At 46.3% G+C, this 12,013-nt stretch carries 12 protein-coding genes; 7 read left to right on the plus strand and 5 right to left on the minus strand.

What is annotated here, in order from left to right; genetic code table 11:
- Positions 1–129: 129 nt before the first annotated feature.
- Entirely contained in the window at positions 130–1,041 is a 912-nt protein-coding gene (locus MHI38_RS00070; protein WP_341180767.1) for a LysR family transcriptional regulator, read from the plus strand.
- Between the two features lie 44 nt (positions 1,042–1,085).
- On the opposite strand, the gene MHI38_RS00075 is transcribed toward MHI38_RS00070, so the two are convergent.
- On the minus strand, positions 1,086–1,811 hold the full coding sequence (locus MHI38_RS00075; protein WP_341180768.1) for a YoaK family protein: 726 nt from the start codon (positions 1,809–1,811) through the stop codon (positions 1,086–1,088).
- Positions 1,812–2,043: 232 nt separating this feature from the next.
- On the opposite strand from MHI38_RS00075, the gene MHI38_RS00080 reads away from it, so the two are divergent.
- Both MHI38_RS00080 and MHI38_RS00085 read left to right on the plus strand, forming a co-directional pair.
- On the plus strand, positions 2,044–2,790 hold the full coding sequence (locus MHI38_RS00080) for a GTP pyrophosphokinase (protein ID WP_154984253.1): 747 nt from the start codon (positions 2,044–2,046) through the stop codon (positions 2,788–2,790).
- Between the two features lie 45 nt (positions 2,791–2,835).
- The gene (locus tag MHI38_RS00085) at positions 2,836–4,074 is read left to right on the plus strand and encodes a multidrug effflux MFS transporter (protein WP_341180769.1); all 1,239 of its coding nucleotides are present in this window, start codon (positions 2,836–2,838) and stop codon (positions 4,072–4,074) included.
- A 73-nt stretch (positions 4,075–4,147) separates the two neighbouring features.
- Here the strand turns inward: MHI38_RS00085 and MHI38_RS00090 are convergent, their stop codons facing one another.
- Complete coding sequence (locus MHI38_RS00090; RefSeq protein WP_341180770.1) at positions 4,148–4,786, minus strand: hypothetical protein; 639 nt, start codon at positions 4,784–4,786, stop codon at positions 4,148–4,150.
- A gap of 253 nt (positions 4,787–5,039) precedes the next feature.
- On the opposite strand from MHI38_RS00090, the gene MHI38_RS00095 reads away from it, so the two are divergent.
- The 4 genes from MHI38_RS00095 (at position 5,040) to MHI38_RS00110 (ending at position 10,538) form a co-directional block, all read left to right on the plus strand.
- Positions 5,040–5,660, plus strand: coding sequence for a flavin reductase family protein (locus MHI38_RS00095; protein ID WP_154886178.1), 621 nt, complete (start codon positions 5,040–5,042; stop codon positions 5,658–5,660).
- 181 nt (positions 5,661–5,841) lie between these two features.
- Positions 5,842–7,992 (plus strand): MMPL family transporter, encoded by a 2,151-nt coding sequence (locus tag MHI38_RS00100; protein WP_341180771.1) that lies wholly within the window; start codon positions 5,842–5,844, stop codon positions 7,990–7,992.
- 265 nt (positions 7,993–8,257) lie between these two features.
- Positions 8,258–9,277 carry an alpha/beta hydrolase family protein gene (locus tag MHI38_RS00105; protein ID WP_341180772.1) on the plus strand — a complete coding sequence of 340 codons (1,020 nt, stop codon included), beginning with the start codon at positions 8,258–8,260 and terminating at the stop codon, positions 9,275–9,277.
- Between the two features lie 88 nt (positions 9,278–9,365).
- Positions 9,366–10,538 (plus strand): rhamnogalacturonan acetylesterase, encoded by a 1,173-nt coding sequence (locus MHI38_RS00110; RefSeq protein WP_445667195.1) that lies wholly within the window; start codon positions 9,366–9,368, stop codon positions 10,536–10,538.
- A 332-nt stretch (positions 10,539–10,870) separates the two neighbouring features.
- On the opposite strand, the gene mnhG is transcribed toward MHI38_RS00110, so the two are convergent.
- Genes mnhG through MHI38_RS00125 form a run of 3 tightly spaced genes read right to left on the minus strand, consistent with a single transcriptional unit; the run spans position 10,871 to position 12,007 of the window.
- Positions 10,871–11,263, minus strand: a complete 393-nt coding sequence (gene mnhG, locus MHI38_RS00115) for a monovalent cation/H(+) antiporter subunit G (protein ID WP_090920613.1) — start codon at positions 11,261–11,263, stop codon at positions 10,871–10,873.
- Positions 11,247–11,531 (minus strand): Na(+)/H(+) antiporter subunit F1, encoded by a 285-nt coding sequence (locus MHI38_RS00120; protein WP_090920611.1) that lies wholly within the window; start codon positions 11,529–11,531, stop codon positions 11,247–11,249. Before MHI38_RS00120 ends, mnhG begins: the two co-directional genes overlap by 17 nt.
- Complete coding sequence (locus tag MHI38_RS00125) at positions 11,531–12,007, minus strand: Na+/H+ antiporter subunit E (protein WP_154886175.1); 477 nt, start codon at positions 12,005–12,007, stop codon at positions 11,531–11,533. Before MHI38_RS00125 ends, MHI38_RS00120 begins: the two co-directional genes overlap by 1 nt.
- Positions 12,008–12,013: the final 6 nt, after the last annotated feature.

Raw genomic sequence — 12,013 nt, forward strand, 5'->3', positions numbered from 1 at the left:
CAACTATAGAGGAGATTGACATATAAATAAAATATATATTTTGTATGTTAATATATATTAAAGTTATATATTATGATGGATAAAAATGTTGGACCAGTACGTAAGTAAGCAAGGAAGAGGAGAAGATGTATGAATTTGCATGGATTACGATTGTTTCACGCCATTGTGAAGTACGGCGGAGTTACCCGGGCTGCGGAAGAATTGAATATCAGTCAACCTGCGGTATCTTCTCAGGTCAAACGGTTTGAGCGTGAACTAGGCATAGTGCTGTTTGGTTCCGAAGGACGAAAACTTGTACTTACCGATGCAGGGAAACATTTAATGGAATATGCCGAGCGATTATTCATGCTGGAACTGGAAGTGGAGCAATTTGTGGAGGACATGAGGGAGGGGAAAAAAGGACTGATTCGTCTTACGGCGACTTACTTGCCGGCCAATTTTTTGCTGCCACGTTGGATTGCCACGTTCAAGCAGACACATGAGGATGTCGAGCTTGTCGTAAGCACAAGCAATACACAGATGGCTTTTGACCAGTTGTTTCGTTATGAAGCCGAGATTGCGATATACGGAGGAAGTGGAGTCAGTCATCCGGGTGTGCATTGGGATAATTTATTCGAGGACGAAATGTGGTTTGTGGTGCATCCAGATCATCCGTATGCAGGTCAGAACATTACATTGCACGAGATGATGGCTGAGCCATTCATCATGCGTGAGAAAGGCAGTGCAACACGAGAACGACTGGCTGCCTTGTGTACGACCAATAACCTGCCCTCCCCACGGATCACACTTCAGTTCAACGGATTGAACGAAACGATTAGCGCAGTAAAGGCAGGATATGGTGCTAATTTCATCTCATCCCTTGTTGTAAGAGAGGACGTTAATCAAGGCAAACTTGCCCGTGTATATGTACAAAACGTACAGTTACAAAACACGATTGCCATCTGTACACGGTCGGGAGAACAGTTGTCGCCAGCGGCAAGACAATTGGTTCAATGGATCAGGAAAGAAGCCCTTGCGATGCACTCTGCAATAAATCATTGAGCGTTGTGAAATTGTTTCAGTAGCACATATTCGCAAGATGTTCCTCACTCCGGATTACGATGTAGCTCTAATTCTTTGCCCCAAGACGCGAATTTTGCCTGAAGCGTTACGCCGGCAATGACCAGTACAGGAACCCACACCGCTACCAGGGGCACATGATGGAAAAGCAATGCTGCGATGATGACCCCGCCGAGATAGATCACAACTGCGCCTGCTCTCAGGTAGGCGTCAGTGGACAGCGCTTTGACCAAGGAGCGAATATTGGCATGTTTTAACCGATGAAGAATGCTTACAGCATCTTCAATCACCGCTGCCAGATTATTGGTCAGCACCGTTGTAGAGATTCCCGCAATACCAATCCTTCGGGCAGCCGTTGTTTGCATCCCCATGGCGATCGCAAGCAGTACAATTAACAGATAGGATAATTGCTCAGAAAAGGGAGTGATCATAAGGATTGCAAAGAGCAGAAGTAGTATGCTTTCAACGGTAAATACGGCAGTTACCCGCGGTGACCAACCATTTTTGGTTTTGACCTTTCCTAGCATGTGTGCCGCTATTGCATTCCCCGCAATAAAACCGATGAGGGCAAGCAAAGCTCTCAGTACAACAAATTCCTGAGCGCGGGCAATAGCGATACCCAGTAGCACAATGTTTCCTGTCATATTAGCTGTAAGCACATGCCCAAGCCCAAGATATCCGATGACATCGACCATACCGGCTGACATGCAGAGCAGTAACATGGCGTATTTCTGGAGGTGATTGTGATTCATATTTTCCCGTCCTTTCAAGCAAACATAACTCCTCCAGTATACAGCTAATGTACCGCCTTCATCAAAACGAAATCTGAACCAAAGCGGCACATGTACATTTCTAAAATTCGTTTATTCATGTCAGATGTTTTATAATGATATAGAAGACATGTCATAAGACCAGCGTTCATATGAACGTATACAAGTTGGTTATCAAATCATAGAGGTGTCAAAAGAAAGGAAGAAACTGATGATGAATGCTCCGCATCCGATTGACCAGTTCAAGAAATTCAAATACGAAATTACACGATTTATGATGATCTATAAATTTGCGCTGGATCAGATGGAAACCAAAATTGAAGTGCTGAAGGAAGAGTTCCAGTCCCTTCATGACTATAGTCCGATTGAGCATACCAAGTCGAGATTGAAGTCTCCCGAGAGCATTATGAACAAAATGTTCCGTAAAAATCATGAGCTGACATTTGAAAGCATCAAGCAAAATATTAAGGATATTGCTGGTGTACGTATCACATGTTCGTTCATTTCTGATATTTATCGAATTAAGGATATGCTGTGCAACCAAAGCGACTTACGTGTCCTCGAAGTGAAAGATTACATCCAAAATCCGAAACCGAACGGGTATCAAAGTTTGCATCTGCTTGTTGAAGTGCCGGTATACATGTCCAATGGCGAGGAACGTGCCTGTGTTGAAATTCAGATTCGTACAATCGCGATGGATTTCTGGGCGAGTCTGGAACATAAAATCTTTTATAAATACAACAAAGATGTTCCGGAACATTTAACAAGAGAATTGAAAAGTGCGGCGGATTCTGCCAATGCATTGGATCACCAAATGGAACGCTTGCACCGTGAGATCCAGGAGATCAAGGACGCGGAGAACGAGCGGGATGAGGAGGAGCTGCGCCGTATTATTATTAATAATCAGCAGTTTACCTTGCCTAACAACTTGCTAAGATTGCTTGGAGGCGGAGAGGACTAAACATGAATATGGCAACACGATCGGGAAGAAAGGGATATATTGGGGATGAAAAGTAAAGCAACAGCTTCATTACACACCACGGCTACGCCAAGAGTGAGAATGGCGCTAATTCTCGGGACGCTCTCCGCATTCGGACCGCTGTCTCTGGATATGTATCTGCCAGCCCTGCCAACGCTGGCGGATGAATTTGGCTCGTCCACTTCGTACGCCCAGCTCAGCCTGACAGCTTGTATGATCGGGCTTGCGCTGGGCCAGCTGCTTGCGGGGCCATTAAGCGATGTGAGAGGTCGTCGCATACCGCTGATTGCCGGACTTGTGCTGTATACGATTGCGTCTATATTATGCCTGGTTAGCCCAACGATGGGGTCATTCGTTGTGTTACGTTTTATTCAAGGGCTGGCCGGAGCGGCGGGGATTGTCATCGCACGTGCAGTGGTCAGGGACGTATACGAGGGTCCAGAACTGACTCGGTTCTTTTCTTTGTTAATGCTTATTAATGGAGTGGCACCTATCGCGGCACCGATTATAGGTGGACAAATTCTAACGTATACTTCATGGCGAGGCGTATTTATTTTGCTAAGTCTTATCGGCGTGCTCGCGCTTCTCGCGGTCATCTTTGGTTTGGGCGAGACACTTCCGGCGCATAAAAGATCGAGCGGGGGGCTTAAGCAGACGCTGCTGACGTTTGGTAGCATAGCGAGGAATCGCCGTTTTATGGGTTATGCTCTAACGCAAGGTTTCGCAGCGGCAGGCATGTTCGCTTACATATCGGGATCACCATTTGTGCTTCAGAAAATATACGGGGTGTCCCCTCAAATGTTCAGTATATGTTTTGCCATCAATGGACTGGGCATTATTCTTGCCAGCCAGATCGCCGGACGGCTAGCCGGTAAGGTATCAGAGACACGGCTGTTAATCGCCGGATTACTTATAGCGGCTGTCGGAGGAACTTCCTTACTTGTCGCGATTCTTGCTGGAGGCGGGCTGATTTCAGTTCTAATCCCCTTATTCTTGGTTGTGTCCAGCGTGGGGTTGATTAATACAGCGTCGTTCGCGCTGGCTATGGCTGATCAGGCGAAATCGGCTGGAAGTGCATCAGCGTTGATTGGTGTTATGACCTTTCTGTTTGGCGGACTCGTTGCTCCACTCGTGGGTCTTGGAGGAGAACATACAGCAGTGCCCATGGGAATTGTGATCGCATGTGCTGATCTGGGGGCATTGCTCTTGTATGTTGTCATGATCGGTAGGAGTAAATCGAAACAGACCGTTTCTACAACATCATAGTGCTTAAGTATAACCAGGAACGGCCCGCAGGGAAGCATAGTCTTCCAATGCGGGCCTTTTAGTCTGTCTGCCACTAACAAAGGGCGAACAGAATTTGGGTGTTGAGCAGAATTCCTGGTGTCTGGTATGGATAGAAATAGCCAATAACAAAACCAAACAGATTAATAGCAGGCCACATTAAATACACATCATTATACGTAAACACGAGCGACCAGCGGTTATAACAGAAGTTAGGGAGTACACGCTGCTCCTGATCCCGTGGGGCGGCCGCACCTGTTTGGGCAAATTGAACGGCTTGTGTCAAGCTTTGCGGTTGCTGCTGCAGGAAGAGTGGCAGTAGTCCAGGACTGCTTTTGATAAGGTTATACAAAAATAACATCTCGGCAGGCGGCTGACCAACCGGGCGAGGATAGGCACTTAGCAAGGAAGGAAGATTCCCCTGAGCTAGCTGTGCTGGCACACCTGGAGCTGGGCCCGGACCAGGAACAGGACCCGGCATGCCGCCAGGGAAATAGGGACCCGGAGGGGTTCCTGCACCAGGAATGAAAGGAGGAAACGAGCCCGGGCTTCCGGGAATGCCTGGCGGAGTTTGCCCTCCAGGGAGACTGCCTCCACCTGGGAAGAGTGGAGGGAATTGAATGGAACGATCTTCGCCGTAACTTGTATAACGACCATCATAATAACCTGCATAAGGGGAATAAACATGGTTCATGTTCAAGAACATCCTTCCTGTCATCTTATTCTGAAAACAGTCTATGATGGTATTCGCCTAGATGTGATTGTTAACAAGTGTGTATTTCTAAACATGAGCAATGAAAATGGGACACTCATGATGGCCATTAGGTCTATACAAGTATTTTTTTGTTTTTATGGACGGTATGCATATATAATAACGATGAAGAAAGTAGAAGGTTAAGATGCTGAGGATCAGGCTCATGCATGCGATTAGGAAAGGGGACTTACATATGTATTCACTAAATCCGGAAGAACTCACGGCTAAAGATAATTATAAATTAATGAGCGGTTCAATCGTACCGCGTCCGATTGCCTTTGTAACTACGCTCTCAGATCATGATGGAATCATTAATGCAGCGCCATTTAGCTTTTTCAATATCGTGAGCTCTGATCCACCATTGTTATCCATCTCGGTTGGACGTAAAAATGGTGTAATGAAGGATACGGCACGCAATGTGCTCGCCCATAATGAACTGGTTGTGCACATTTGTGACGAAGACATAATTGAAGACGTCAATGAAACTGCGGCTTTACTGGAGCCACATGAAAGTGAATTAGAACGAACTCATCTGACGACTGTACCCAGTTCCGTGGTCGCTGTACCCGGAATTCAGGAAGCGCTGATCCGGATGGAGTGCAAGCTGTATCAACATATTCCGATCTCGAATGATGCAGGCGTGCCTGTAAGTGACCTGCTTCTCGTGCGCATTGTACATTATCATTTTAGCGAAAAGGTCTATCTTGCGGATAAAGGTTATATCTTAATGGATCAATTAAAACCAGTCAGCCGTCTGGCAGGGAATGATTATGCCAAACTGGGTGATCGATTCACCGTCATTCGGCCAGAATAATTGGATGTAAATTAAAACAGTGAGGACGGACAGCCACATGTAGCATATACATGAGGCTATTTGTCTTTGTTTCATTAGGAACATAATCATGTTTGTTCATGAATAGACTTGTACTAAACAAAGCATATCTTATGGTGCTAACCATAATTAGAATCCAATTTAAATGCAGAGGAGCTTGGGGATGGGATATCGAAGCTTGGCTGCTCTCATTAGTCGATATCCGTGGTTTATTATCATCTGCTGGGTGTTTATCATCGGGATGTCAGTCGCTTGGGCATGGAAGTTACCTGACATGGTTCAGGATCACGGGTTGAAGCTGGCTGGGGGACAAGCCCAAGCCGTAGAACAGATATTGGACCAGGAATTTGGCTCCCCGCCCGATCCGGTCGTGTTACTTTTTAATAAACATCCCAATACTTCTGAGATATCCTTCAAGACGTGGATTCAAGAACAGCTTGCCGCAGTCCGCACCTTGCCAGCGATATCCTCAGTGATTTCCCCTTTTGATGTAAACACACAGGGTAGAATGTTGCGTGATAATCAGGCTTATGCTCTGGTACACATGGACATCGCACCTCACCGAATGAAGCATCCACTAGCTCAATTACGCGAGCTTCTTGAAGAGGACAAGCAAGTCCATCTGCCTGGAACCGTACAACTTACAGGGAAAACAGTTGTGCAACAGGATGTAAATCGACTGAGCTTTCAGGATTTAGAACGAGCAGAGATCGTCGGGATACCGATTGCATTAATCGTTCTTTGCTTTGCATTCAGAGGACTGTATGCGGCATGTATTGCTGTCATGATGGGAATCAGTGCAGTGATTATGGCAATGGGCATAACGTCTCTACTGGGTCAATACCTGGAGCTGTCCAATTTTATTATTAACGTTATTCCAATGGTGGGTATGGCGCTCAGTATTGATTTTGCACTTATTATTTTGAGCAGATACAGGGAGGAATTAAAGCAGCGTTACGCAAGCAGAGACAAGTTCAATAGTGAGCGCAACAGCATCAACCAACGTGAAATTTTGGAACGGACATTGTGCACAGCTGGTCGAGCGGTTCTGTTCTCAGCGGCATGTGTGTTCCTGGGTTTGCTGGGTCTTCTCTGGATCAGGCTACCTATGTTTCTCAGTGTATCGCTTGGGGCTACCATTGTTCTGGTGCTGTCCTTATTGTTAAATGTAACGTTGTTGCCAGCCATTCTTTCAATAAGTGCAAACAGAGTATTTGCTCAGATAAAACCCACAGCCAGCATTTCTGGAGAACGAATAAAAGATGAAACGCTTGAACGAAACTTCTGGCACCGCTGGTCAGCGATGGTCATGAAACGTCCTGTATGGATGGGGCTTGCAGGTACTACGCTGCTGCTATGTTGTGTGTTTCCCTTTACACGGATGGATTTGTCCGTTCCCGATGCTTCCTCCTTACCTGCCAGAATGGAGTCCCGTCAAGCATCGGAGCAGATCGAGCAAAATTTCGGTCAGAAGCATATTACTCTGGTCGATATGATCATCGGGAAAAAGGATGAGCCGTTAACAGACTCTCACTGGAGGGTGGCCAAACACAAAGTAACCAGGTTTCAACAGGATGAAAGAGTGGTGAGTATTCACTCTCAAGGGGGTATTTCGGATTCTTTTATTCGCTTAACGGTCGGTGTATACGGCGAAGCGGGTTCAGATGAGATGAAAGAATGGCTGCGACAGACAAGAGCAGAGGATGTAACAGCTGGGCCGGAAGGCATTCCGATTCGTTATGGCGGCGAAGCAGTTTATGAAGATGAAATAATGCATGAAATTACGCAACAGTTACCCAAAGTACTTGTATTTGTCGTGGTAAGCAATTATCTGGTGTTGCTACTCGCATTCCGTTCACTACTAATACCACTAAAAGCGATTCTGATGAACCTGCTTAGTCTGGCCGCATCCTTTGGCATACTTGTATGGGTCTTTAACGAAGGTCATCTGGGTATGGAAGTATCTTCAATTGCGATTATGATTCCGGTCTTCATTGCTGGCCTTGTATTCGGTATATCGATGGACTATGGCGTCTTCATGTTAAGCCGTATTCAGGAAGTATACAGACAAACAGGAGATAGTGACACAGCGGTTCAACAAGGCTTGGCTTCAACAGGTCGTTTAATTACGTCTGCAGCAGGTATTTTACTGGCGGTAACGGTTCCTTTTGCTTTTGCCGAGATTGAAGGGGTAAGACAGTTAGGCATTGGGATCACAACAGCTGTATTTATCGATGTAACGCTAATCCGTCTTGTGCTTGTTCCATCCTTGATGAAACTGATGGGGAGATGGAACTGGTGGCTACCTGGCTGACGTAGTGTAAACAAGAAGGGGATATGGAAGCACCAGACTTCTGTTATCTGTAGAAAGAAAAAGGGTATTCTGTATGTAACCTGAATTCGGGCTACGGAATACTCTTTTTTATTTTAACTTATTAGAATGAAAGCGATTTGTGGTCTAAAGCCGTAAACTAAAGGTGGCGACGATGTTACTTCTAGTACTATAATAGATAAGGGTTACCAAATTTTTCAATTCACCACTAGCATCATTCCAGCACCTATAGGAGGTACACTGAAACATGTCCGAAATCGAAGCTTATCTGCAGCAACAAACCACAATTCGAGGTCGTTCTGCGTATGATGCAGATCAACCCTTGGAGTTATGGCAACATCAATTGCGTACACGTGTCCAAGAAAGGCTGGGCGATTTTCCGATGATGCCCGCTGCTTTGAACCCTGTCGTACTGGAACGTGTTCCATGCGATGGCTACATCCGGGAGCGGATTGAGATCACAACGTATGAGGGATTACGGATGCCCATTTATCTTTTAATCCCCAATAATGTAAGCGCTACCGATATGAAGAGGCCTGCTATTGTTGCTTGTCATGGACACGGCTATGGGAGCCGGGAGATTTGCGGAATGGAGCCGGATGGTTCGCCACGGGCAGGGGAGCCTGGATTACACAAAGATTTTGCCGTTGCGCTCGTGAAGCGTGGGTACGTTGTGGCTGCTCCAGAACTGCTTGGGTTTGGAGACAGAAGACTGGATGAGGATCGAGAGGCGCCGCCAGGCGCAAGTTCCTGTACGAAGATCGCCGCACATCTGCTTATGGTGGGTAAAACGCTCGCAGGACATCGGGTCTATGAAACAACGCGTGTGTTGGATTATTTATCCACTCGACCTGAAGTTAATTCTGAACGGATCGGAAGCATGGGTATCTCCGGTGGGGGATTGGTTACAGCCTTTACAGCCGCATTGGACGAGCGATGCAAAGCGGCCGTAGTAAGTGGTTACGCAAGTACCTTTCATGGCAGCATTCTGGACCGCAATCATTGCCTCGACAACTACATTCCGGGGATTCTACAGGAAGCAGAGCTGCCGGATATCATCGGTCTGATTGCTCCGCGGCCTCTATTTCTGGAGATCGGAAGTGAAGATCTTGTATTTCCGCTACATTCGGCACGAGAGGCTCACGAACGGTTGAAAATGATTTATGAGCATGCTGGTGCAGGACAAGCACTGGATGCCGATTATTTCGACGGTGGACATGAGATAAGCGGTGCAAAAGCTTATGATTGGCTTGAACAGGTATTGTAACCGTAGTGGTAACCGTAATTTTCCATCATGATCTGGAATGTGATGGGTACAAAACCTTATCATTTGAATTCGAGAGGAGCACTGTATGATGAAATGGTCAACTTCTTTACGAATGATGTTATGTACTGTACTTGCTGCGAGTATGATCGCGGTTGAGTTTGGAAGTGACAGAGTAGATGTAGCCGAGGCGGCATCGGATCATTACAAATTCGATTTTGGCGCAGGAGCAGTAGCGAACGGATATACTGGAGTGTCTGCCTCAACGGCCTATACAGCTGCAAGGGGGTATGGTTTCAACACTCCGGGTAATATGAAAAATGTTTCCGCATCCGGTAGTGGTGTTGCAAGTGATGCCGTTCAATTTCTGAAATTTGGTACGAAAAGTGATAATACGTTCAATGTTGACCTGCCGAATGGTCTGTATGAGGTCAAAGTGACTCTGGGTAACACCGCCAGAGCTAGTGTGGCAGCCGAAGGGGTCTATCAGATCATGAATATGACGGGCAATGGTGCAACCGATCAATTCCAGATTCCAGTGACAGACGGACAGTTGAATCTGCTGGTAACGGAAGGGAAGGCGGGTACTGCTTTTACGTTAAGTGCCCTTGAAATTCGGAAACTGTCCAACCAGCCTGTGACGAATCGCACGATCTATATTGGTGGAGATTCAACGGTGTGCAACTATTATCCGCTTGGTAGCAGTGTACAGGGGGGCTGGGGGCAGTTGCTTCCTACCTATGTAAACAATACAACTTTCCAGGTTCGTAACATGGCGACAAGCGGGCAGATTGCCAGAGGGTTCCGTGATGATGGTCAGATGGAAGCGATTCTGAAGTATATCAAACCGGGTGACTATTTTATTCTACAGCTCGGAATTAATGATACAAACGCCAAGAACAATACAACTGAGGCCCAGTTCAAAGAAATCATGCGTGATATGGTTCGTCAGGCGAAAAACAAAGGCGCAACCGTTATTCTCTCGACACCTCAAGGGCGGGCAACAGACTTTAATTCGGCCAATGTACATCAAGCCGAGAACCGTTGGTATAACGCATCTACGCGTGCACTGGCACAGGAAGAGGGAGTAACACTCGTGGATCTGAACAAGCTCAGCTCGGCATACTTCACTTCGATTGGGCCGGCAGCTACGCTTGCTCTGTACATGAATGGCGATAGCTTGCATCCGAATCGGCAAGGGGCATCACAGCTTGCTCGAATCGTGGCTGCGGATCTGAAACGCCAAGGCTTAAACGGTTTCTGATAAGAAAGTAGTGTGTTGGGTAAGTTCTATCTGTATTTGAAGTACACAAACGATATTCAGGTTATATAAGAAATCCCCTGGAGGAAAGCCGCTTATGCGCGATATCTCCAGGGGATTTTTTACTTATTTTCGCCACCTATATAAGTTAAATTATTTTTTACACTTTAACGGAGAGGACAGAAAAAACCTGAAGAAGCGAAGCGCTCGCCTTTATCACCGGATTTTCCCCTTTGGAAAAGGGAATAAAAAAAATCCGGGGATAACAGCGATCGGAAGGTTATTCTGTCATCGGAGTGTCCAGTGTAAACCTCTTAATTTAGCCTCTATATAAGCTACTCCATCATATCCTTTGCTTCGTGGTTCATCTTTTTCCCTTTTAACAACGGTTCAAGTTCGTCTTGTACACTTTGCTCCCAGAGAGGTACATCGGTGCGGTAGGCCGCACGGCCGTTCAGGTGCCCCGCAACAGGCGCAGTGATGAAAACAAACAAAATACCGAGTAGCAAGCGAGCACTGATATAGTTGTCAAAATACCAAAAGAAGAAAAATGCACCGCTCAGCACACAAAACACCCCTAGTGTCATGCTTTTGGTGGCAGCGTGGGCTCTCAAATATACATCAGGCAGACGAAGGAGTCCGAAGGCACTAAGTGCACTAAGGAGGGCCCCAAGTAACACCAGTAGCCCAATTCCCGTTTCAGCGGTGCTACTAACGATCTCCTTCATTTTTAAACACCGCCCCTCGTTCAATATAACGTGCAAATGCGACTGTGCTTAGAAAAGCCAGAATGCCGATCAGCAAAATGATGTCCAGATAAGCCTGTGTCTTCAGCATCATGGAGAGTACAGCTACGATGGCAATGACATTGATACCGATCGTATCAAGAGCCGTAATCCGGTCAGCCATGGAGGGACCGCGAAGAACACGATACAAGCAGGCCAGAATCGCTAGAGATAGAATGAGCAGTGAGATAAACAGTAGTGAGGATAACATTAACGTGTCACCTCCATGATTGCTTTTTCAAACGTATTCTGAATATCGTTTCGCAGTTTCTCTTCATCTTTGATATCCAGTGCATGGATGAAAAGCTTACGCTGATTCCCCGAAATTTCAAGCGGCAGTGAACCTGGCGTCAATGAGATCAGCAGACACAGCAGTGTCACTTCCCAATCCGAAGATAACTGTGTGCGATAGGTGAAAATGCCTGGTCGAATGTCTAGCCGTGGTTTGATAATCTCTCGAATGACCTCAATGCTTGCTCGAACGAGTTCTTTGAACAGCAATCCGATCAATTTGAAGATAGCCCACACTCGAACGATGTAGAAGCGCTGCGGGAAGAAACGTCGCATGCCTCCGATGAGGAGCAATCCAAGCAGAAAACCAACAAGAAAACCAACACCATTCCAGGCATTATTCAAAAACATCCAGACAAAGGCAATGATAAGATTGAGTACAATTTGAAAGGCCATAGACAT

Origin of the sequence: Paenibacillus sp. FSL K6-1558 (assembly GCF_038002565.1) — a bacterium.
Taxonomy (GTDB): Bacteria; Bacillota; Bacilli; order Paenibacillales; family Paenibacillaceae; genus Paenibacillus; species Paenibacillus polysaccharolyticus.

Coding starts and splice junctions, on each gene's coding strand:
- MHI38_RS00070 (WP_341180767.1), top strand. CDS start 130: ATGAATTTGCATGGATTACGATTGTTTCACGCCATTGTGAAGTACGGC.
- MHI38_RS00075 (WP_341180768.1), bottom strand. CDS start 1,811: ATGAATCACAATCACCTCCAGAAATACGCCATGTTACTGCTCTGCATG.
- MHI38_RS00080 (WP_154984253.1), top strand. CDS start 2,044: ATGAATGCTCCGCATCCGATTGACCAGTTCAAGAAATTCAAATACGAA.
- MHI38_RS00085 (WP_341180769.1), top strand. CDS start 2,836: ATGAAAAGTAAAGCAACAGCTTCATTACACACCACGGCTACGCCAAGA.
- MHI38_RS00090 (WP_341180770.1), bottom strand. CDS start 4,786: ATGAACCATGTTTATTCCCCTTATGCAGGTTATTATGATGGTCGTTAT.
- MHI38_RS00095 (WP_154886178.1), top strand. CDS start 5,040: ATGTATTCACTAAATCCGGAAGAACTCACGGCTAAAGATAATTATAAA.
- MHI38_RS00100 (WP_341180771.1), top strand. CDS start 5,842: ATGGGATATCGAAGCTTGGCTGCTCTCATTAGTCGATATCCGTGGTTT.
- MHI38_RS00105 (WP_341180772.1), top strand. CDS start 8,258: ATGTCCGAAATCGAAGCTTATCTGCAGCAACAAACCACAATTCGAGGT.
- MHI38_RS00110 (WP_445667195.1), top strand. CDS start 9,366: ATGAAATGGTCAACTTCTTTACGAATGATGTTATGTACTGTACTTGCT.
- mnhG (WP_090920613.1), bottom strand. CDS start 11,263: ATGAAGGAGATCGTTAGTAGCACCGCTGAAACGGGAATTGGGCTACTG.
- MHI38_RS00120 (WP_090920611.1), bottom strand. CDS start 11,531: ATGTTATCCTCACTACTGTTTATCTCACTGCTCATTCTATCTCTAGCG.
- MHI38_RS00125 (WP_154886175.1), bottom strand. CDS start 12,007: ATGGCCTTTCAAATTGTACTCAATCTTATCATTGCCTTTGTCTGGATG.